General features: G+C 70.5%; 18 protein-coding genes. 5 read left to right on the top strand and 13 right to left on the bottom strand.

The window, feature by feature from the left end:
* Positions 1-17 precede the first annotated feature (17 nt).
* Positions 18-1,313, top strand: a complete 1,296-nt coding sequence (locus tag OHS70_RS04010) for a cation:proton antiporter domain-containing protein (RefSeq protein ID WP_328393699.1) — start codon at positions 18-20, stop codon at positions 1,311-1,313.
* A 186-nt stretch (positions 1,314-1,499) separates the two neighbouring features.
* Positions 1,500-2,486, top strand: a complete 987-nt coding sequence (locus tag OHS70_RS04005) for an NAD-dependent epimerase/dehydratase family protein (RefSeq protein WP_328393697.1) — start codon at positions 1,500-1,502, stop codon at positions 2,484-2,486.
* Positions 2,487-2,599: 113 nt separating this feature from the next.
* On the opposite strand, the gene OHS70_RS04000 is transcribed toward OHS70_RS04005, so the two are convergent.
* From OHS70_RS04000 to OHS70_RS03985, 4 genes are all read right to left on the bottom strand, one after another.
* Positions 2,600-3,457 carry an LLM class flavin-dependent oxidoreductase gene (locus OHS70_RS04000; protein ID WP_328393695.1) on the bottom strand — a complete coding sequence of 286 codons (858 nt, stop codon included), beginning with the start codon at positions 3,455-3,457 and terminating at the stop codon, positions 2,600-2,602.
* Positions 3,458-3,757: 300 nt separating this feature from the next.
* Entirely contained in the window at positions 3,758-4,777 is a 1,020-nt protein-coding gene (locus OHS70_RS03995; RefSeq protein ID WP_328393693.1) for a methyltransferase, read from the bottom strand.
* Complete coding sequence (locus OHS70_RS03990) at positions 4,774-6,375, bottom strand: peptide MFS transporter (protein ID WP_328393691.1); 1,602 nt, start codon at positions 6,373-6,375, stop codon at positions 4,774-4,776. The genes OHS70_RS03995 and OHS70_RS03990 overlap by 4 nt, the downstream gene beginning before the upstream one ends.
* Positions 6,372-7,775: a tryptophan 7-halogenase gene (locus OHS70_RS03985; RefSeq protein WP_328393689.1), complete on the bottom strand. Its 1,404-nt coding sequence runs from the start codon at positions 7,773-7,775 to the stop codon at positions 6,372-6,374. The genes OHS70_RS03990 and OHS70_RS03985 overlap by 4 nt, the downstream gene beginning before the upstream one ends.
* A 370-nt stretch (positions 7,776-8,145) precedes the next feature.
* Here OHS70_RS03985 and OHS70_RS03980 point away from each other — a divergent pair, with 370 nt between their 5' ends.
* Entirely contained in the window at positions 8,146-8,697 is a 552-nt protein-coding gene (locus OHS70_RS03980; RefSeq protein WP_328393687.1) for a VOC family protein, read from the top strand.
* A gap of 60 nt (positions 8,698-8,757) precedes the next feature.
* Here OHS70_RS03980 and OHS70_RS03975 read toward each other — a convergent pair whose 3' ends face one another.
* From OHS70_RS03975 to OHS70_RS03935, 9 genes are all read right to left on the bottom strand, one after another.
* A complete protein-coding gene (locus tag OHS70_RS03975; RefSeq protein ID WP_328393685.1) occupies positions 8,758-9,972 on the bottom strand; it encodes an FAD-dependent monooxygenase in 1,215 nt (404 codons plus the stop codon).
* Between the two features lie 146 nt (positions 9,973-10,118).
* Entirely contained in the window at positions 10,119-12,248 is a 2,130-nt protein-coding gene (locus OHS70_RS03970) for an MMPL family transporter (protein ID WP_328393683.1), read from the bottom strand.
* Complete coding sequence (locus OHS70_RS03965; RefSeq protein WP_328393681.1) at positions 12,245-12,520, bottom strand: ferredoxin; 276 nt, start codon at positions 12,518-12,520, stop codon at positions 12,245-12,247. Before OHS70_RS03965 ends, OHS70_RS03970 begins: the two co-directional genes overlap by 4 nt.
* Positions 12,521-12,530: 10 nt before the next feature.
* Positions 12,531-13,733: a cytochrome P450 gene (locus OHS70_RS03960; RefSeq protein ID WP_328393680.1), complete on the bottom strand. Its 1,203-nt coding sequence runs from the start codon at positions 13,731-13,733 to the stop codon at positions 12,531-12,533.
* 38 nt (positions 13,734-13,771) lie between these two features.
* Positions 13,772-14,440: a TenA family protein gene (locus OHS70_RS03955; RefSeq protein WP_328393678.1), complete on the bottom strand. Its 669-nt coding sequence runs from the start codon at positions 14,438-14,440 to the stop codon at positions 13,772-13,774.
* 20 nt (positions 14,441-14,460) lie between these two features.
* Entirely contained in the window at positions 14,461-16,305 is a 1,845-nt protein-coding gene (gene asnB / locus OHS70_RS03950; RefSeq protein ID WP_328393676.1) for an asparagine synthase (glutamine-hydrolyzing), read from the bottom strand.
* Positions 16,293-17,468 carry a nucleotide disphospho-sugar-binding domain-containing protein gene (locus tag OHS70_RS03945; protein ID WP_328393674.1) on the bottom strand — a complete coding sequence of 392 codons (1,176 nt, stop codon included), beginning with the start codon at positions 17,466-17,468 and terminating at the stop codon, positions 16,293-16,295. Before OHS70_RS03945 ends, asnB begins: the two co-directional genes overlap by 13 nt.
* Before the next feature lie 167 nt (positions 17,469-17,635).
* The gene (locus OHS70_RS03940) at positions 17,636-19,255 is read right to left on the bottom strand and encodes a multicopper oxidase family protein (RefSeq protein ID WP_328393672.1); all 1,620 of its coding nucleotides are present in this window, start codon (positions 19,253-19,255) and stop codon (positions 17,636-17,638) included.
* Positions 19,252-19,749 carry a hypothetical protein gene (locus OHS70_RS03935; RefSeq protein WP_328393670.1) on the bottom strand — a complete coding sequence of 166 codons (498 nt, stop codon included), beginning with the start codon at positions 19,747-19,749 and terminating at the stop codon, positions 19,252-19,254. Before OHS70_RS03935 ends, OHS70_RS03940 begins: the two co-directional genes overlap by 4 nt.
* A 258-nt stretch (positions 19,750-20,007) precedes the next feature.
* Between OHS70_RS03935 and OHS70_RS03930 the strand changes: the two genes are divergently transcribed.
* Together OHS70_RS03930 and OHS70_RS03925 are read left to right on the top strand one after the other, a co-directional pair.
* Complete coding sequence (locus OHS70_RS03930; RefSeq protein WP_328393668.1) at positions 20,008-21,267, top strand: NAD(P)-binding domain-containing protein; 1,260 nt, start codon at positions 20,008-20,010, stop codon at positions 21,265-21,267.
* Positions 21,264-21,701: an SCP2 sterol-binding domain-containing protein gene (locus OHS70_RS03925; RefSeq protein ID WP_328393666.1), complete on the top strand. Its 438-nt coding sequence runs from the start codon at positions 21,264-21,266 to the stop codon at positions 21,699-21,701. Before OHS70_RS03930 ends, OHS70_RS03925 begins: the two co-directional genes overlap by 4 nt.
* Positions 21,702-21,737: the final 36 nt, after the last annotated feature.

Genomic DNA, 21,737 nt, shown 5'->3' with positions numbered 1-21,737 from the left:
GCTCAGGGGGCGTGTTCATGACTCCTCATCAACTTCAGTTCCTCTTCGTCGCACTCGCGGCCATCCTGGTGCTCAGCCGGCTGCTCGGCGCGGCCGCTCGCCGGCTCGGGCAGCCACCCGTGGTCGGCGAGATCCTCGCAGGCATCCTGGTGGGCCCGTCCTTGCTGAACGGGGCGATCGCCGACTTCCTCTTCCCCGCCGACATCCGGCCACTGCTGGCCGCCCTGGCCAACCTCGGCCTGGTGCTGTTCATGTTCGTCATCGGCTACGAACTGGACCTGGCGCTGATGCGCGGCAAGGGGAAGGTGGCGGCGAGTGTCTCACTGTGCTCCGTCGCTCTTCCGTTCGCTCTCGGCGGGCTGCTGGCTCTGCATCTGATTGGACGTCATGAGTCCGTCAGCCGGACCGGATTCGTGCTGTTCATGGGTGCGGCCATGTCCGTCACCGCCTTTCCCGTACTGGCCAGGATCCTGTCCGACAGCGGGCTGGGCCGGACCCGGATCGGCGGGATCGCCCTGGCCAGCGCCGCGTTCGACGACATTGTCGCGTGGTCGCTGCTGGCCGTGGTCGTGACGGTCTCGGGCGGTGGCGACCAATGGTCGATGCTGCTCGCACCGGTCTATCTGGCCGTGATGTTCTTCCTGGTCAAGCCGGGGCTGCGGCTGCTGTTCGACGAGCGCAGGAGCGGTGGCCGGATCACCTCCGACCGGCTCATCGTCGTGCTCGGCGGTCTGATGCTGTCCTGCTGGGCGGCCGAGTGGCTGGGCGTGCATTTCGTCTTCGGCGCCTTCCTGTTCGGCGTGGTCATGCCGCGCCAGACCTCGGAGCTGGTCCGGGTCCAGGTCGTCGACCGGTTCGAGCACCTCAGCCGGCTGCTCCTGCTTCCCGCGTTCTTCGTCGTCGCGGGCCTGAAGGTCGACCTGTCGGGCACCGGGCTGCAGGGTCTCGGGGAACTCGGCCTCATCCTGCTCGTGGCGATCTCGGGCAAGTTCATCGGCGCCTTCGTCGGCGCCCGGGCCAACGGCGTACCGGCCCTTCAGAGCGGTGTGCTGGCGACCCTGATGAACACCCGAGGGCTCACCGAGATCGTCATCCTCACCATCGGCCTCCAACTCGGCGTCCTGGACCCGGCGTTGTACTCCCTGATGGTGGTCATGGCCCTGGTGACGACGGCGATGGCCGGCCCGCTGCTGCATCTGTTCAAGCGGCGCGCAGGCAGTACGGAGGCGATCGGCGACTACGGCGACGCCGCGGGCGATCCTCCCGCCGGGGAGGAGCGGCGCGTCGCCTCGGCGAGCAGCCCGAGGCACTGACCAGGGCGCTCTTCGACCCGGGTGCCCGCTGACCGGGCGCCCGGGCCGGGACGCCGGTCCCGCGGCGACCGGTGCGGCATCTGCCGGATGCGCTGCGTGTACGGGCCGGCGGTCAGTCGACGGCATCGGGTCCGCTGACGGCGAACCCGCCTGGGCTCTGGGGTGTTCGCGTGCTGGGGTGTCGGCATGGAGATCTTGGTTCTGGGTGGAACGGCGTGGGTGGGCAGGGAACTGTCGCGGCAGGCGCTCGAACGCGGCCATCGGGTGACATGCCTCGCTCGCGGCGAGAGCGGAGACGTCGCGGACGGAGCGACGCTGGTGGCCGCCGACCGGCGCGACCCTTCGGCGTACGAGCCACTGCTCGAGCGCGACTGGGATGCTGTCGTCGAGGTGTCATGGCAGCCGGGCTTCGTCCGTGCGGCGCTCGACGCGCTGGGCGGCAGGGCCCGGCACTGGACCTATGTCTCGTCCGTCAGCGCCTATGCGTCCCATGCCACGCCGGACGCGGACGAGTCCGCGGCCCTTCTTGATCCGACCGACCGGAGCGAGGTCGACCGCGCGTTGTACGGCGAGGCGAAGGCGGCCTGCGAGCAGGCGTCGGCGGCCGCCGTGGGCGACCGCCTTCTCGTCGCACGTGCCGGTCTCATCGGTGGCCCCGGCGATCACAGTGGACGCTCCGGTTACTGGGTGGCCCGTGCAGCACGCGATCCGCACGGGCCGATGCTGGTGCCCGATGCACCGGCCATGCCGGCACAGGCAATCGACGTGCGAGATCTCACCGCCTGGCTGCTCGACTCCGCGGAGCAGGGGAGCACCGGCACATACAACGCTGTCGGTCCGGTCGTTCCGCTCGGAGAGTGGATCGAGCTGTCGCGTGCCGTCGGCGGCCACACCGGTCCGGTGGTCACCGCCGTCCCGGCATGGCTGCTCGCGAACGGCGTGGCCGAGTACATGGGGGCCGAGTCGCTGCCGATATGGCTGGCCACGCCGGGCTGGGAAAGGTTCTCCGCCCGGGACGGGGCTGCGGCGCGCGCCGCCGGGCTCCGCCATCGGCCCCCGGCGGAGCTGCTGGCCGACACACTGGTCTGGGAACGCGAGCAGGGCCTGGACCGGGCGCGACGGGCCGGCCTCAGCGCCCGGCGGGAGCGAGAGCTGCTCGACGCTCTCGGCTGACGGCTTTGTCCTCGCCCGCACACCGGGAGCTTCGCCTGCGGCGCCTGCGGTCCCGGGTGCGCGGAGGAGTGGACACTGTCGGCGTACGGGCGGCAGGGCCGCCGACCCGGACCTCAGCCGAGCGTCGCCCCGGCCAGCCGCTCCAGCTGGTCCGCCTGAGCGGTGCAGGGGAAGACCAGCAGCTCGTCGCAGCCGGCCGCCGCATAGGCCGCCGCGGTCTCCCGGAGCCGGCCCTCGTCGGTGATGACCGCCTTGGCCGCCATCTCCGCCTTCGGACCGATGAAGGAGTAGTACGCCCGCAGATACGACTCGGCGGTCTCCTGCGCGCCCGGCCCCAGGCACGCGTACACCAGCGCCACCAGCTTGGGCTCGGTGCCGCGTCCCTCGGCGCGCCAGGCCGCCTTCGCCTGGCGCGCGAGTTCGGCGTACGCGGTCGCCGAACTGCCGCCCGCGATCCACCCGTCGGCGAACCGTGCCGCACGCTTCATCGCCGCCGGCGTGTGACCGCCCACGATGATCCGAGGCCCCTCGCCCGCGGGGAACGGCCCGATACCCGGCACCGGCCCCTTGCCGGCCCAGACCTCACGCAGCTCCGTCAGGATGCCGTCCAGGCGGCGTCCGCGGTCCTGGTACGGGGCCCCGGTGGCCCGGAAGTCGTCGTCACGGCCGCCGGCCGCCACACCGACGGTGAGCCGCCCGCCCGAGATCTCGTGGATCGTGGCGAGCTGCTTGGCCAGCAGGGGAGTGCCGGGCCGGTACGCGGCCAGCAGGATGGACGTCGTCAGCCGGATCCGCTCGGTCACCGCGGCGGCCGCGGCGAGCGAGGTGAGCGGCTCGTAACTGTCGTACACCAGACGGTCGAGCGTGCCGAGGCTGGAGAACCCGTGGTTCTCCGCCAGACGGGCCCAGTCGACGAGCCGCCGTCCGTCGATGTCCGGCACTGTGGTGGGCAGGCCCACTCCGATCTCCATGAAGTCTCCTTGATCGTCGGGTTGTCGGGGCCGGCGATCCCGGCCCCTCGAGGCTCCGCTTCCGGGCCTCGGCGCCCTCGACCTCCCTCTGCGCCCTGCGGGCGGGGGAGGTGACCCCGCGGGACTTTGGTCGGCTCCTCGCCGGTGCTTGCCGACAGGGAACCGCGAATGCAGCACGTCCGGCGTTCGAGGCACGGCCGAAGGACGTCAGGGCCACCGATGCGCCCGCCCCGGTGAAGCAGACCGGTGCCGGTGGCGCAGCACCCCGCGCCACCGGCACCAGCCCGCCACTCGTGCAGATCAGCTCGGCTTACGACCCGTCACCAGCGTGTTTCCCAGCGGTAGTTCGTGCTCGGCGATGCCCGTGAAGCCCGCCACCCGCATCCACTGCCCGCAGTCACCCGGGTGGTACCCCGCCCCCGCCGGCGTCATCACCAGCATGTGCAGGCTCGCCACCAGGCCGGCCAGGTCCGGCTTGTCGCCGGGCATCGGGTCGTAGACCAGCAGCGCACCGCCCGGCCGCACCGCCCGGTACGCCTTCTCGATCAGAAGCTTGCGCTGCTCGAGCGAGAAGTCGGCCAGCACATGCCCGATCACGATCACGTCGGCCTCGGGCAGCTCGTCGCTGAAGAAGTCCCCGCCGGTGAACGACAGCCGGTCCGCCACCCCGAGCGCCTTCGCGTGCTCGGCGCACGGCCCGGCGTTCTGCGGCCGGTCGAAGACCCGCCCGGTCAGATGCGGCTGGGCGCGCAGCAGCAGCCCGGCCAGATTGCCGCGCGCACCGCCGACGTCGGTCAGCGTGCTCCAGCCGCTCCACTCCTGGGACCCGAGCAGATACGGCACCAGCGGCGCGCTCAGCGAGTCCTGCATGGTCAGGAACACCCGCTGCGCGGCCGGGTCGCTGAGCATCGCCTCGAAGTCGCCCTCGGCCTGCGGGGCGCCGGTGCGCAGCGCCTGGGTGAGCCGCCCCCAGGCCGGGTACAGCACGAAATTGGCGCCCTCGAGGAAGCCGCCCGCGTAGTTCTCGCCGCGGACCAGGTACCGCTCGGCCGCCTCGCTGTTGCGGTACCGGCCCGAGCTGCGCTCCAGCAGCCCGAGCGCGACCAGCGCGTCGAAGAAGTCGGTGGCGGCCCGCGGATGCAGCCCGAGGGCTGCCCGCAGCTCCTCCACCCCCGCCTCGCGGTCCGCGGTGCCGGAAAGGGTGGTGAACACGCCCAGCTCCAGGGCGGTCAGCAGCAGCTTGGCCGAGGCGAACCCCAGTCCCAACTGGCCGATACCGGCCGGATCCTTGGGGTCGGTCGCCGGATTGATCGTGGTCATGCTGGACTGTCCTCCTTGAGCGTGGTTTCGCCGGGGCCGCTGCCGGCATCGGCCGGCCTGCCGTCCTCGACCGCACCCGGCTGCTCCGCGTCGCCCGCAAGGCCCCGCACCACGGCATCCCTGCGCAGCGCCAGTGCGCCGCCGGCCGCCAGCGCCATGACCGCGAGCATCAGGTAGTAGAGCGGTTCGGGGATGACGTCGATGAGCCGGACCATGCCACTGCCCGCGCCGCCGCCGAGCGCGGCGAACAGCCAGAGCAGACCCAGCATGTGTGCGATGAACCTCCGCGGCAGTACGTCGGCCACGGCCGCGATACCGACCGCTGCGACGATCAACTCGCCGCATGCGTGCATCAGATAGACGACCAGCAGCCACACCGGGGAGACCTTCTGGTCGCCCGAGGCCAGGGTCGCGGCCAGCGCCATGATCAGGAAGCTGACCCCGGTGAGACCGAGCCCGGTGGCGAACTTGACCGGCACACCGCCGCGCCCGCCGCCGTGCTTCAGCAGCGCCCATGCGAACACCGGCGCCAGGACCAGGATGAACAGCGGGGTCGCCGACTGGAGCCAGCTCACGGGCACGTCGAAGCCCAGGATGTGGCGGTCCGTCGACTCCTTGGCGAACAGGGTGAGCGACGAGCCGTCCTGGGCGATCATCGACCAGAACAGTGTCGATCCGAGGAAGATCCACAGGAAGGACCGCAGCCTTCTGCGGTCCGAAACCGTCAGCTCCTTGCTGCGGTACAGCACCGTGTAGGCGAGGACCGGCGCGAGGATGCTCACGGTGCCGACCATGCCGATGGCACCTGCCGGCCCCAGGCCGCCCGATGCCACACCTCCGGTGACCAGCAAGAGCACCACGGCCGCGGTGACACCGATCCGGCGGTAGGCACGCCGGGACTCCTCCGCGCCGAGCGGCCGGCCCGGCCGCGCCCCGACGTCCTGGAACTGGTGCCGGCTGAGGAACAGCTGGACGGTGCCGAGGAGCATCGCCGTTCCGGAGGCCGCGAAACCGAGCCGCCAGTCGACCCGCTCGCCGAGGAAGCCGGCGATCAGCGGCGAGAGCAGGGCGCTGACCTGGATGCCGACGTACATCAGCGAGATACCCGCCTCGCGGCGGCCGCTGTCCTTGCCGAACATCAGGTTGAGCATCGCCTGATGGTTCGGCTTGTACAGGCCGAGGCCCACCGCGAGCAGGACCAGACCCAGCGGAGTGCTCCACAGCCACGGGGCGGCCAGAGCGAAGTGGCCGACGGTGGTGACAACGGCGCCCATCAGCAGGGTGCGCCGGGGGCCGAGCAGCCGGTCGGCCACCCAGCCACCGGGCAGGCAGAGCATGAAGGCGAGCCCGATCCACGCGCCGAACAGCGCCGCGGCATCGGCCTTCGCGAGTCCCAGGCCGCCTTCGGAGCGCGGAGCGACGGCGAACAGGACGAGGATGGCCTGCATCCCGAAGAAGCCGAAACGCTCCCACACATCACTCATGAAGAGCGTGCGGTACCAGGCCGGCCAGGTTCTGACGGAGCCGGTGCCGGCCCCGCCCTGGCCGGTACCCGGGTCCCCGGTGCCGGGGCCCCGTTCAGCGCGTGCGGTGCTCATGTGGTGGGCTCTCCCTCCGTACGCGCCAGGTGCAGACGGGGGCGGAAGGCAAGGTAGAGACCGCTGACGGCGTTCTCGGGGCTCATCGGGGCCTGCTTCTGCTCGTGCACCTTGTTGAGGTTGGCGAGCGGGTTGGGGTCACCGCTCTCCGCACCGTTGAGGTGGGCGTGCACCCGCGAGTAGACGTCCTGCGCGTCGTCGAGATCGGCGATGCCGGTGACGATGCGGTCGAACGCGTCCTGGATGCTGAGGCCTTCGCGCTGGTCGCTGGTGAGCTTCTGCGCGTTGTAGAAGTGGTGCTCCTTGCCGCGGTAGCTCTCGTAGAACACGGAGACGAGCACCAGCAGGCGCTCGTAGGAGTGCCTGTAGACCGTGTTGTAGAACTCCCAGGCCTCCTTCTCCGTCACCTCGCCGCGCAGCACGCTGGAGATGCTCGCGGCCGCCAGCATGGCGCTGTAGGTGGCCAGGTGGACACCGGTGGACAGCAGCGGGTCGAGGAAGCAGGCCGCGTCGCCGCTGAGCAGGTAGCCGGGGCCGCAGAAGCTCTCGGCGGTGTACGAGTAGTCCTGCTCGACCTTCATCCCAGAGACCTGCTCGGCGCCTTCGAGAAGGCGCTTGATGTGCGGAGTCTCGGAGATGGCCTTGTCGTAGACCTCCTGGATGCCGCCGAGCGCGTTCTTCTTCTCGTTGAAGATGTCCCGTCCGGTGACCAGACCGACGCTGGTGGTGCCGTTGTGCAGCGGAATGTTCCAGAACCACCCGTCCTCCGAGGAGATGACGGCGATGGCTCCGTCGGGCCCGCGGTCGAGCGGCTTGACGTTCTTCCAGTAGGACCAGGCGCCGACATTGCGGAAGATCTCGTGGTACTGACGGTTCTTCAGGTGCTTGGCGGCGAACACACCGCCGCGGCCCGAGGCGTCGATGACATAGTCGAAGGCGATACGGCCGCTCAGGCTCGCGTTCTTGGTACCGGTCCACAGCGCCGCCACGGGTCGGTCGCCCTCGAACTCGAGCTCCTTGACGGTGATGTTCTCCACGACCTCGACGCCGAGCGAGGCGGCGTGACGCAGCAGAATGTCGTCGAACTCGGAGCGCACGACCTGCCAGGCGTTGGCGCCGTCGTCACCGAGGTTGTTGAACACGACCTCCCACTCCTCGGGGCCCCAGAAGAAGTAGGCGCCGCCCTTGGGCTGGAAGCCGTGTGCCTCCACCTTGTCCCAGACGCCGAGCATCTCCAGGATCGGCCGGCAGGAGGGCAGGATCGATTCGCCGATGTGATAGCGGGGGAACTCGTCGCGCTCCAGCAGTGTGACCTCGAAGCCGTCCTTGGCCAGCAGGCCGGCGGCGGTGGAGCCCGCGGGCCCTCCCCCGATGACGAGGATCTGGGTGGAACCACGCATGTATTTCTCCAATCCTCCGGAGCTCGCGAAACGGGGTCTGACCGTCCGCTCGACCGTGCACCCGGCCGCCGGAGGAGCGCTGGAGACGAACTCGACGCAGGCTCCGGCGCCGCTCCGTGCGCGCCGCGCACCGCGTCCGCCGCCGGCCCGGCGTGCCCGGGAAACCCCGGAGGGCGCGAACGGCCGCGAATGTCCGGTTCCAGTCGGCCGACGCCGTTCCGGCCGACGCCTCGCGCGCGGAAAGGGGAGCTGCGCGGTGTGCCGGGGAGGGCTCTTGAGTGCTTCGCGAGCGAGACCCTGCCGCGATCTGGCTGAGTGATGGCCGGAATCCATCGCGTACATCGCGTTCCATCGAGCAAGGGAGAGCCAGATGGCTGCACGTACCGTCCGGTTGTGGGCGGCGGGCACGACGGCGTCCGCACTGCTGGCCGTGGGCCTCGTGGCCGCCGGCAGCACGGCAGGGGCCGATACCACCAAGCACCGGCCCACGGCGACGGCCACGGTCGCGCCGTCGCCGACGGTGCAGACCCGGTACGGCCAGACGACGCTCTACACGACCGACGTCAACAAGCTGCTGAACTTCTACCGGGACGCGCTGGGGTTCGAGGTGCTGTTCCGCCTGCCGGAGACGGGCGCGGCGGTGTTCGGCACGGTCCGGCTGGGTCCGGACTACTACATCACCATGACCACGTACGACAACGTGAAGCAGGCGACCGGGATCGCGAACATCGGCAGGTCGCGGATGCACCAGTCCGAGGTCGTTGTGCTCACCCCGGACGTGGATGCCCTCTTCGCCAGGGCGAAGAGGGCAGGGGCGAGGGTCCTGATGGCCCCCAAGGACCAGCCGTGGGGCGAGCGTTCGGCCTATGTGGCCGACCCTGAGGGCAATCTGATCCAGATCTCCACGCACACCGAGAGCTGACGGGAAGGCCGGCTCGGACGGTGGTTCACCGAGGCACGCGCCCCGAAAGGGGCGCGTGCCTCAGCGCGTTGCGGCAGCGAGGGAAGCCGGCGTGATCGCCTCGTCCCAGCTGACACGGTAGGAGTAGACCGGCTCGGTGGCCTTGACGCCGAGCTTGAGGAAGAAGGGCAGCACCAGGTCGCGCACGCCACGCTGGAAGCCGTTCGACGCGGCCTTCTGGTTACCGGTCCTGCGGCCCTCCTTGATGATCTTCTCCACCCGGTCCTTGCGGATCGACTGGAAGGCGGCGAACGCCTGCTGCGGAGTGTCCAGGTCGCGCAGGCACTTGGCCAGCACGATCGAGTCCTCCATCGCCATCGAAACGCCCTGACCCACGTGCGGCGACGTGGCGTGAGCCGCGTCCCCGACCAGGCAGACCAGGTCCTTGTGCCACTTCGGGATCGACAGCATGTCGTAGATGGGGTATCCGAGGATGCCGCTCTCGGTGGACTCGATGATGGCCGAGACCGGGTGGTGGTCCCGGCGGTGCTTGGCGAGCAGCTTCGGCTTCCACTCCTCGTGCGGGGTCCGCTCCAGCTCGCCGCGTCCGGGCTCCTTGGCCTGGTGGAAGTTCTCGAACCAGTAGATCTCGCCGGACGACGTGGTCTGATAGCCGAAGAAGCCCTCCAGGCAGAACGACATCCGCATCACGCCGTCCGCCGGCGCCGCCTGGTCGCTGCGTGTGTAGCCGGCGGTGCCGACGACGCCGGTGTACTGGGGGTGCGGAGCGTCGGGCAGCACCGTGTAACGGGTCTTGGAGTGGATGCCGTCGCAGCCGACCAGGAAGTCGCCCTCGGCGCTCGAACCGTCCTTGAAGCGGGCCACCACGCCGTCCGCGGTGTGCTCCACGCTCTCGAAGAACTTGTCGAACTCGATCTGCACACCGCGGGCGACGGCCGCCTCGCGCAGTGCCTTGTTGAGCAGCCCCCGCTTGATCAGCAGGGTCTCGGCCGGGTTCAGGCCCAGCTGCTTGCCCTTGTGGTTGAGGAAGGCGGTGCTGGTGGTCTGGGTGCCGTACTTCTCCACCTCTTCGCGGATGCCGAGGGTGTCCAGCACGGCCATCCCGTTGGGGGCCAGGTTGAGGAACGCCCCGGCCTCGTCGCGGGGCGCGCCGCTCCCTTCGTAGATCACGGCGGTCACGCCGATGCGCTGCAGGAACATGGCCAGTACCGGGCCCGCGATTCCGCAGCCGATCAGCACGGCCTTCCGTGCCCCCGCCGCTGCTGTGTTGCCCATGCTCAGTCTCGCTTCCTGTGCGTTCGTGTGCTTCGTGTGCGACAGCTGTTTCGGTCGTGTGGCCCCTGGCCCGGGCGCAAGCCGGGGCCAGGGGCCGGAAGCCCGTCCTCCCCACAACGGGAGAACAGGTCGGTCTGGTTGCGCGCTCAGAGAGAGATGTTTTCCCCCTGCGGGTGAGAGTTCTCGGCGACGGAACCCTGAGATTCCCCTGATAGGGGCGGAGCGTTGTCGCGCAGAGCGCGATGCAGAGCGCCGGGCCACCACATACGTTTGCCGATGTCCAGCGAGAGTGCCGGTACGAGGACGGTGCGCACCAGGAAAGTGTCCAGGAGGACGCCCAGGCCCACCAGTATGCCCAGTTCGGCCATCGTCACCAGGGGAAGCGAAACAAGGATCGAGAAGGTGGCCGCCAGTACGAGACCCGCGCTGGTGATCACCGCCCCGGTGCTGGCCAGACCGGACTGCACGCCCTTCTCATGGCCCAGCAGACCGACCTCCTCACGGACCCTGGTCATCAGGAAGATGTTGTAGTCGATACCCAGTGCCACGAGGAAGACGAAGCCGAGCAGTGGCAGGGAATGATGTACCCCAGCCCAGTCGAATGCATGCTCGAACAGCAGATTGCTTGCGCCGAGCGCCCCGAAGTACGACAGCACCACGGTCGCGAGCAGCACCACCGGCGCAACCACCGCCCGCAGCAAGGCGATCAGCACCAGCAGCACCACGGCGAGCACGACCGGGATGACAAGCCTGCTGTCCCGCGAGACGGCCCGCTGGGTGTCGAGCGCACTGGCAGTCGCACCGCCGACCTTGGCGTCCGCGCCCTCGACCCGGTGCACCGCGTCCCGCAGCCGGTTGACGGTCCGCTCGGCGGCCGGCGTGTCGGGGTCGTCCTCGAGCACCACGGGCACCTGCACCAGCCCGCGGTCGCGCGAGTACTTCACCTGCTGCACCTCGGCCACACCGCTCACCGCGCCGACGGCGTCGACGACCTGCTGTTCGGCAGAGGCCTTGGCGATCACATCCGCCGGCGCGGACGAGCCACCCGGGTAGTGGGCGGCCACCAGCCGCTGACCCGCCACCGAGTCCGGCGTGCTGGTGTACATCTCCGACTGGGTCAGACCGAAGCCGATGCCCGTCGCGCCGAACGCCAGCGCACCCATCACCAGCGTCGCCGTCACCCACGACAGCCGCGGACGCTTCGCCACCGCCGCGCCGATACGGGCCCAGCCACCGTGCTCGGCCCGCTGGGACTGCCCGAACTTCGGCACGAACGGCCAGAAGATCCAGCGTCCCAGGATGACCAGCAGCGCCGGCAGCACGGTGACCATGGCGAGGAAACCGCACAGCACGCCCGCGGCGCCCACCCAGCCCAGGGACTGCGAGGAGTTGAGATCCGCCAGGAGCAGACACAGCAGCCCGATGACGATGGTCCCCGCGGAGGCCAGGATCGCCGGGCCGGAGCGGCGCAGCGCGATCTGCATCGCGGCATGCCGGTTCTCGTGGCGGGTCAGCTCCTCGCGGTAGCGGGCGATCAGCAACAGGGCGTAGTCCGTGCCCACACCGAACACCAGGACGGTCAGCAGACCCGAACTCTGGCCGTCCACCGGCAGATCGGCGAACTTGCCGCCCGCATAGGTGATCACCTGAGACAGCACCGAGGCGAAACCCACCGCGATCAGCGGCACCAGCCACAGCACCGGACTGCGGTAGATGAGCAGCAGGAGCAGGGCGACCACGATCGCACTGCCGATCAGCAGCGTGCCGTCCAGCTCGTCGAAGACGTCGATGGTGTCCTGGAGCGCACCGGCAGGACCCGCCACCTTGACCTGGAGATCGGCCGGCGCGTTCGCGTCGGCGACCTCCCGCGTCTTCTTCAGCACCTCGGAGAACTCTTCGCTGTACGGCACCGGGACGGTCAGCAGCAGAGCCTTGCCGTCCTCGGAAGCGGCCGGCGCGTCGATCGCACGGTCCGGCACCAGCGGTGCCAGCTCCTTGCGGTCCGCCTCCGCCGCGGCCCGGTCGGCCGCCGTGATGCCGCCGTCGCGGACATAGACGACGACCGCCGGCAGCACCTCGTCGGTGTGGAACTCCTCCAGCCGGTCGTTCACCACGGCCGCTTCCGCGTTGCCGGGCAGATAGGCGTTGGCGTCGTTGTCCTCGACGTCCGCCACCTTGCCCGCCAGCGGCCCCAGGGCCATCGCGAGAATCAGCCAGGCGGCGAGGACGAACCACTTGGCCCGTCGCCCGCCCGGTAGGGTCGCCAGCCGCTTCATCTGGCCTCTCCTGCTCTGTCCCCGGTCTTCACGGCAGAACCGGAAGGCCGCTCCCCGGCGGCCGGCGCTCCGGCCGCCGTCTCCTCGATCACGCGGATGGACTTCGTCGGGCAGCCACGCGCCGCCCGGCGGATCTCCTCGTGCAGCGCCTCGGCCGGCGACTCGTCGAGGACCAGCACAAGCCCGTCCTCGTCCTGGTCGAAGACCCCCGGCACGCGGTACACGCACAGACTGCTCACCGCGCACGTCTCGGAGTTGGCCGTCACACGCATGGGGCTCTCCTCACCACTCGACGGGGATCTCGGTGAAGCCCTCCATGAACCCGCCCAGCGCCCGCGGCATCTCCTCGGCCGGGACCGCGAGCCGGATGTCCGGGAAGCGGCGCAGCAGCGACTCCGTGGCGACCTGGAGCTCCATCCGGGCCAGCGCCGCACCCACGCAGTAGTGCAGACCGGCGCCGAAGGTCATGTGGTGGTTCTCCTTGCGGCGGATGTCCAGCTCGAAGGGGCAGTCGAAGACCTCCGGGTCCATGTTCGCGCCCTCCTCGGAGAGCAGGACGCTGGTGCCCTTCTTGATGACCGCACCGTCCGACAGCGGGATGTCGTCGATCGCGTACCGCATCGTGCCCACCGACGAGCCCATGATCTGCGTACGCAGCAGCTCCTCGACGGTCGACGGCACCAGCGACCAGTCCGCCTGGATCGCACGTACGAACTCCGGGTGGTGCAGCAGCACCGCCGTACCGGTGCCGATCTGGCTGGCCGTCGTGACATAGCCGGCGATCAGCAGGCCCTGCGTCCAGAAGTGCAGCTCGTGCTCGTTGAGCCGGCTGTCGTCCTCGTCGTCGCGGACCCGGATCAGTTCGCTGACCAGGTCGTCGCCGGGGTTCTCCCGCTTGGACTCGATCAGGTCGCCGAGGTACTTCCACAGGTTCTGGCGGCACTTGCCGACCTCCTCCGGCGGCATCTTGGTCACCGAGAGGAAGCCGTCGACATAGCCGCGGAACCGGTCGCGGTCCTCCGCCGGCACACCGAGCAGCTTGCAGATCACCATGATCGGCAACGGGAAGGCGAACGCCTCGTTCAGCTCGACCGGCTGCTCGGAGGCCTCCATGGCGTCCAGCAGCTCGTCGGCGACCTGCTGTACATACGGACGCAGGGCCTCGATACGGCGGGCCGTGAACGCCTTGGTGACCAGGGAGCGCACCCGCGTGTGCTCCGGCGGGTCCGGGTCGATGTTCGGGTCCATGAACAGGTCGTTGTCCTTGGAGATCCGCGCGCAGTCAGGCCGTGCGATGTTGCGCGAGAGCCGCTTGTCCGCGAACAGCGCCCGTACGTCCTTGTAACGGGTCACCAGCGTGGCGACGTCCCCGCTCGGCAGGGTCACTTCCATCGCCGATGTCTCGTGCACATCGCGCAGCGCTTCGGGGACCTGCATGGGCGGGGTCCACGCGAACGGATACCTGGGCGGGGTGTGGGTGCTCACAACGGTCCCTTCCGATCAGTGTGTAGTGCGGTACGTCTTCACAGCGGCCAGGACGGCCTGGACCAGGCGCCTTCGGCGAAGGCCCACTCGTAACGGGTGCTGACGGCGAAGTGGTCCACGAGCTCGGCACGTTCGGGACCCGAGAGCTCCTCGCCGAGCCGGTCGGCCGCGGCCATGAAGCCCTTCACCGCGTAGCCGTATCCCTCGCCCGGGTGGTAGATCTCGATCCATTTCGCATAGCGCGAGCCGGGCGTGTGGTGCTCCAGCAGATGGTTGGAAACCTGGAAGTTGAACCACACCATCGGCAGCAGCGCCCCGAACCCGGCGGCGAACGACGTCGCCGACGCCGCCTGGAAGAACGAGCAGTGGGCGTGCGTCGCCGGATCGGCGGCCGCCTCCGGGTCCAGCTGCGGGGCGCCGAGCTCGGGCGCCAGATTCCCGTACGCCTCACGCAGCTTGTCCCGCGCCTCCAGCGACCCGGTGATCGACCGCCCGAGCAGCGCGGTGTACCGGTCGCTGCGGGCGGCGGCGGCCGTACGGGCGAGCGAGCGGGCGTAGGCCGGCAGCAGATGGGCGGTGTCCTGGTGGACGAAGTGCGCCAGCGACTCGCCCGGCAGCGAACCGTCCCGCAGCCCGCTCCAGAAGGGATGCGCCGTGACCTTGTCCAGGATCGGTGCGGCGAGCTCCTTCAGCTCTTCCTGCAGCATGATGTCCCTTCCCGTCGCCATCAGAGGTCGAGTCGTACGCGGTAGTGCCGCAGCCAGGCGTCGAGTTGGAGCACCATCTCCACGTTGCGGCGCTCGCCCCAGCCGTCCACGGCGATGGGCCGGTCCTCCTTGGCGAGCTCCGTGCACGCCGCGCTGTCCAGCAGCGGCTGCACCGGGCTCGACGGATCACCCGCCACGGCGTTGAACCGGGCACGCAGCACCTCGCCGTAGCGGGGGTCCTGCGTGATCGGGAAGGGGCTCTTGCGGCGCTGTGTGACCGACGCCGGCAGGAGATCCGCCACCGCGGAGCGCAGCACGCTCTTCTCCCGGCCGTCGGCGGTCTTCATCGCCCACGGGATGTTGTAGACGTACTCGACCAGCCGGTGGTCGCAGTACGGCACCCGCAGCTCCAGGCCCACCGCCATGCTGAGGCGGTCGTCACGCGACAGCAGCAGCGGCAGCCAGCGCGACAGATGCGCATGGCCGACCACCCGCATGGTGTGCTCCTGGCCCGACTCGCCCGGTACGCGGGGGACTTCGGCGACCGTCTCCGCGTACCGCTGCGCCGAATAGCCCGGCACATCGATCTTCTTCAGGAATCCGGGGTCCAGCAGACCGGTGCTCATGCCGTGCGGCGCGACCCGCAGCCCCATCGTGACCCACGGGAAGTTCGCGGTGTCCACGAGCGTCGGGTCGCGGAACGACTGGTAGCCGCCGAAGAGTTCGTCGGCGACCTCGCCCATCAGCGCGACCGTGGAGCGCTGGCGCACCGCACGCAGCAGCAGATACAGCGAACGGTCCATGTCGGGGATCGGGCGCGGCAGATCCTGGGCGCGCAGGGCCGCGGCGTCGACGACCGGGTCGGCGAGATCGGAGGTGCGTAGCACCACCGGCTCGTGGTCGGTGCCGACATGGCGGGCGACCTCGGCCGCGTAGGGCGCATCCGGGTCCTCGTGCCAGAAGTCCTTGCGGAACCGCTCGGTGTGCCCCTCGAAATCCACCGCGAAGGTCTTCGGCCGCTCACTGCCCGACATCGCGGCGAACGCCGCGATCGCGCTGGAGTCGACGCCGCCGGACAGCAGGGTGCACAGCGGGACGTCGGAGACCAGATGGCTCGCCACCGACTCCTGCAGCAGGCCCCGCACCGTGTCGATCGTCGTGGCGAGATCGTCCGGGTGCTCGTGGTGGGGCAGGGTCCAGTACCGCGACTCGGTGACCGAGCCGTCACGGACCACCGTCACATGGCCGGCCGGCACCTCCCGCATCCCGCGGTAGACGGCATGACCCGGCGTGGCGATGTACGCCAGCAGCTCCGCCATGCCCTCCGCGTCGACCACGCACTCGACCGACGGATGCGCAAGCAGCGCCTTGGGCTCGGAGCCGAACACCAGACCGCGGCCGGCCGAGGCGTAGTACAGCGGCTTGATGCCCAGCCGGTCACGGACGAGCACCAGCTTCCCGTCCCGCGGGTCCCAGACGGCGAACGCGAACATGCCGTCCAGCCGCTCCGCGCAGCGCTCACCCCACTCGAGGTAGGCGCGCAGCACGACCTCGGTGTCGCCGGCCGTCCGGAACCGGTGCCCGAGCGACTCCAACTGCGAGCGCAACTCGCGGTAGTTGTAGATCTCGCCGTTGTGCACCAGCACAGCGAGCGTCCGGCCGCCCTCCTCGGCGACCATCGGCTGCGGGCTGCCGTCCACATCGATGACGGCCAGTCTGCGGTGACCGAGAGCGGCACGCGCGTCGGTCCACACCGCTTCGTCGTCCGGGCCGCGATTGGCGAGCGTGGCCACCATCGCCCGTACCGTCGAAGCCTCTTCGGCGAGGCCCCGTTCGAAGTCGACCCATCCCGCTATCCCGCACATGCGACCACCCTCGACTCGATCTCGGCGACCAGCTCGGCAGGGGACGGCAGACCCAGCATCTGCTCACGCAGCTTGTTCGCGGCGGCCCGGTGGGCATCGCCGCCGATGAGCTTGTCGGCCTCGGCGCGCAGCCGCTCCGGCGTCGCCTCGTCCCGGGTGAGGACCTCGCCCGCCCCGGTCGCCAGCACCCGGCCCGAGTGGCCGAGGTGGTCGGGGAGCTGGGGCACCAGCAGCAGCGGAACTCCGGCCCGCAGCGAGGTCAGCACCGTGCCTGCGCCGCCGTGCGCGACGACCAGATCGGCACCGTCGACGAGCAGATGCAGCGGCGTGTCCTCGACGATCCGGACCTCGCCGGGCAGGTCGCGCAGGAGCGCCGCCTGGCCGGCGGTGACCGCGAGAACCACCTCGGTGCCGGGTGCGGCCAGCGCGCGCGCCACCTCACCGGCCAGGAACCGCTCCGGCGCCAGCCGCGCCATCGTGTGACCCCAGGTCACCACGATGCGCCGGCCGGCGGTCCCCGGCGGGCCGAGCGGGGGATGGAGCGGCCCGCCGGGGCCGTTGAAGGGGATGTACCTCATGGCAAGGCGGGGATGGTCGACCGGCACCTGGAAGTCGTCCGGGCACGGATCGACGGTCAGCAGACCGAACGGGTCGAACTCACCGACCCCGTTGCGCTCCGCCAGCGGCGCCAGCACCTGCGGCAGCAGACCGCGGGCCCGCGCCATCAGATCGGTGCCGTACAGCACACGCACGGCGGGTACGCCCGCAGCGGCGGCAGCCAGCGGACCCGCGAGGGCGGTCGGTTCGAACATCACGGCGTCCGCGCGCCAGTCGCGCGCCAGCTGGGCCAGCTCGTCGGTCATCGAGTCGGCGTGTGCGTAGAACATCTGCATCGCGCGGGGGCCCTTGCCGCTGCGCGGGGTCTGCCCGCCGCCGTCGGCCGGGCCGTTCGCCGTGGGCAGGACGTAACCGCGTACCATCCCCACCGCGTCGACGTCCCTGCCGACCGACACGGCCGGCAGGCCGGTCCGCACGGTCTCCTCGTACAGGGCCGGCTGGCTTGCGACCAGCACGTCATGGCCCGCGGCCCGGAATGCCCATGCCATCGGCACCAGCGCATACAGATGCGATGGCCAGGCCCAGGTCGTGAACAGTACGCGCATGGCTCGCCCCAACCCCTCTCAGTGCCGGCTGCGTCCTGCCCTGTCATGGCTGATCGGGCGAGGTCCGCGATGCGCCGACGGTGGCGCAGTCGGCTATTGCAGCGGTCGCGGCGCGCTAGAAGCGCGCCGGACCGCGGACGGGCGCTGTCCCGGGGACTCGAACACCCTCACACCACCTGGAAGTTGGCCATCATGGCCATGTCCTCGTGCTCGAGGTTGTGGCAGTGGAACATGTACCGGCCACGGTGGCCCGAGAAGCGGGCCAGCACATCGACCACCTCGAACGGCCGGACGTCCACGGTGTCCTTCCAGCCCGCATCCGTCGCCAGCGGCGCCTTCCCGCTGCGCGCCACGACCTGGAAGTGCGCCAGATGCAGATGCACCGGGTGGTGGAAGTCGCTGCTGAACCGCCAGCGCTCCACGGTCCCGAGCCGCGGCCGGGCGGCGAAGGCATCGGAACGGAACGGCTTTCCGTTCACCGTCCACACCGCCGAGCCGTCCCCGGCGTTCGTCTGCCGGAAGTCGAACCGCCGCTCGGCCACCGCCGACGCCGCCCGCAGCGCCTCCACATCCGCGAGCTTCCGCGGCACCCTGCTGTCGTCCTTCGCCGGCCGGGCGACCCGGAACCGCATCACCCGGCGCATCCCGCCCTCGTCGAGGGTGTTCACCAGCGTGACCGTGGACCCCACCGGATACGCGGCGAAGTCGACGACCACGTCGAAGCGTTCGGCCGGGGCGACAGGCAGCGCCTCGTGTGCGCGCGGTGCGCCCAGCAGCCCCGCGTCACTGCCGACCTGCACGAAGGACGCTCCCTCCCGCGGACCGGGCTCCAGCGCGAGCCGGTAGCGGCGCGCGTTGGAGGCGTTCAGGATCCGGAAGCGGTAGCGGGCCGCATCCACCTCCAGCTCGGGCCAGGGCACGCCGTTGACCAGCGTCACATCGCCCATGACGCCTTCCATGTAGGCGTCCTCGACGCCCGGCGCCCCGGTCAGCGAGGGGTCGACGGACGGATAGCGCAGCGCGCCGTCCTCCTCGAACGCCCGGTCGCAGATCATCAGCGGGATGTCCCGCTCGCCGGACGGGAGGTTCAGTGCCTCCTCCTCGTCGTCCCGCACCAGGAACATCCCGGCCAGCCCGCGCCACACCTGCGGCGCGCTGAAGTCCATCCGGTGGTCGTGGTACCAGAGCGTGGCCGCGGGCTGGTCGAGCGGATACGTGTAGTCCTTGGCGCCCTGCGACAGCTTCCAGTCGGCCGCGGCGACGTGCATGCCGCCCCCATGGCCTCCGTGGCCCTGCTTGCCCCCGGACGCGGGATCGTGCCGGTACCCCTTGGGAAGCACGAGATCCGTCGGATAGCCGTCCGACCCGGGTGCCTGGATGCCACCGTGCAGATGCGTCGAGGTCGGTACCGGCAGCTCGTTGCGCACGGTCACGACCATCTGCCGGCCCGATCGGCCCACCAGTGTGGTGCCGGGAAAACTGCCGTCGTACCCCCACACCTCGGTCCTCAGACCCGGCAGGATCTCCAGTTCGGCGGCACGCTGCACCAGTTCGTAGTGGTCGACCCCGCGCTCCGTACGCATCGGTGCGGCCGTCCGCGGCACCGGCAGCGGCACCCGGAACGGCTCCGGCAGCCGTGAGCGGCTGGCGAGGAGCTCTCCGGACACCTCACGGGACAGACTGCCGCAGCCCGCGACGCCGATCGCGGCCGCCGCGCTCGCGCCGCCCGCCAGGGCCAGCAGCCTCCGCCGGGACAACGGCGCCGACGGGATGTGCCTCGCGCTCATCGGCGGCCACCGCGGGAGGCGAACGCCCAGTACGTCAGGGCCGTGGCCCCGGCGACCAGCGCGACCCCGAGCGGGATGTGCAGGCCGAGATTGCGGGAGAAGCCGGAGCCGCTCTGCAGCTGCACCAGGAAGGCGACGAGCACGGCGACGGCGAGCGGCCACAGGGGCCCGCGCCCCGGCCGCCACAGCAGCACCGTATTGATCACAAGCAGCCAGCTCAGGAAGCTGATGGTGTGCGCGTTGATCTCGTGCAGGGTCAGCAGATCCACGTCGCCGGTGATGAACATCCCGGCCAGGACCGGCTGCACGAGGGTGAGCAGGAGAAACGTGGTCATGATGCAGCGCAGCAGGATCAGCGGCCAGCGCCGCACCTTGCGCACTGCCGGCGGGCCGTCCGCCGGCCGCCTCCGGGGCGAGCGCGTCTGCGGACGCCGCGGATCCCGCTCCCCGGGATTCGCGGCGTCCGCAGGGCGGACGTCTGGTGGCTGGCTCATGGGTAACTCCTCCAGGTCGACGACACAGTCCGACGGTGACAGCCGAGACTCGAGTGGAACTTGAGCGGTAAGCGCCCGGACGCGGAATGGCGGGGACCGGACCATGCCATGGCCGGTTCCGGTCGGATGGCGCGACCTGGCTGCCTGCCGGGCGGAGCCGTCCGGCGCCCGGGCGGGCCGGACCGGTCCTCGATCGGCCGTCGAGCGAGAGCGGAGAACGTGCGGGGGCATCCCTGCCGACGCCTTGGAGGCTGACCGATGGCCGAGACCCCGCTCTTCCGCGTGATCCTGCGGATGGAGATCCAGCCCGGGACCCAGGACGCTTTCGAGAAGACCTGGTGGGAGGTGGGGTCGGCGATCGCACGACAGCCCGCCAACCGCGGCCAGACCCTGTCCCGTACGACAGAGGGCGACCGCAGCGTCTACTACGTGGTCACCGACTGGGCCGACGAGGCCTCGTTCCGCACCTTCGAGCTCAGCCCTGCCCATGTCGAACACCGCCGCCGGCTGGGCAAGTACCGCACCCACGGCGAGATGATCACCACGCACACGGTGTACGACATCCCGCCCGCACCCCGGCCCGACAGCATCACCGCCGCCGCCCCGGGGACCGCCGCGGACAAGCGCGCCCTGGCGTTCGTCGGGCTCGGCAACATGGGCGGCGGCATGGCCCACGCGCTGCTGGACGCGGGGCACCGCCTCACCGTCCACAACCGCACCGAGGCGAAGGCCCGCCCACTCGTGGACGCCGGTGCCACCGCGGCGGCCGGTCCCGCCGAAGCGGCCCGCGGCCACAGTGTCGTCGTGCTCAGCCTCAGCGACGAAGCAGCCGTGGACGACGTCCTGTTCGGGCAGATCGTGCCGGTCCTCGCACCCGGCAGCATCGTGGTCGACACCTCCACCGTCTCCCCGGAGTACGCGCGCAAGGCCGCCGCCCGGCTGGCCGACGCCGGACTGCGCCGCGTCGAGGCCTGCGTCGTCGGCAACCCGTTCCAGGCCCGCGAAGGCAAGTTGCGCGTCTACACCAGCGGCGCCGAGCAGGACGCGGCCGAGGTCGCGGACATCCTCGACGCGATCGGCGCCGAGGTGCTGCACCTCGGCGCCCCCGGCACCGCGGCCACGCTCAAGCTGATCTTCAATCTGCTGCTCGGAGCCCAGGTCGCCTCGCTCTCCGAGGCGGTCGCCTACGGCGTGCGGGCCGGACTCGACCGCGACCGGCTGCTCGCCGCCGTCGCGGGCAGCGGATTCAGCTCCGTCGTCATGCGTTTCCGCGCCGAACTGATGCGCAAGGGCACCTACGAGCCCGCCTTCTTCCGCTCCACGCTGATGGAGAAGGACCTGCGCCTGGCCATCGACGACGCGGTGGCGACCGGTGTCACCATGCCCGTGCTCGACACCGTCCGGGCGGGCTTCGCCGCCGTGGTCGCGGCGGGCGACGGGGACAAGGACGCCTCCGTCCTCATCGAGCACACGACGGCGACCGTGCCGGCTCCCCGCACCGGCGGCGACGCGTCATGACGTCCCCGGCCGACGCCCGCTACCGCCGGCTCAAGCAGCTCGCCGAAAGCGGCGCCACCGCCGACGGCAACGCGCCCGACGACATCGACCGGGTGCTCGAGCTCGTCTTCGAATGGTTCCGTGCCTGCTTCCGCCCCGAACGGGCAGGCGGGCAGTCCGGCATCTTCCACTACGCCGTCAACACCCCTCTCGGCGTACGTCACCGCTACATCGTGGTCGACACCGGCAGCTGCACCGCCACCGTCGCCGCCGATCGCCCCGCGGACGCCACCATCGGTCTCGACGTCCAGGATCTCGTCGCCCTCGCCATCGGCGAACTCAAGGGCACCGACGCCTTCGTCAACGGCCGGCTCAAGATCTCGGGCGATGTCTTCTTCGCCATGAACTGGATCGAATGGTTCGGCTCCCGCAGCACGCCCCCGAGCGCTCACTGACATCCGTCGCCCGCCGTTTAGCCGGCTTTGAGCCCT

The sequence above is a fragment of the Streptomyces sp. NBC_00390 genome (assembly GCF_036057275.1).
In the GTDB taxonomy this organism is placed as follows: Bacteria; Actinomycetota; Actinomycetes; order Streptomycetales; family Streptomycetaceae; genus Streptomyces.
This window is presented reverse-complemented; position numbering and strand designations above follow the sequence as displayed.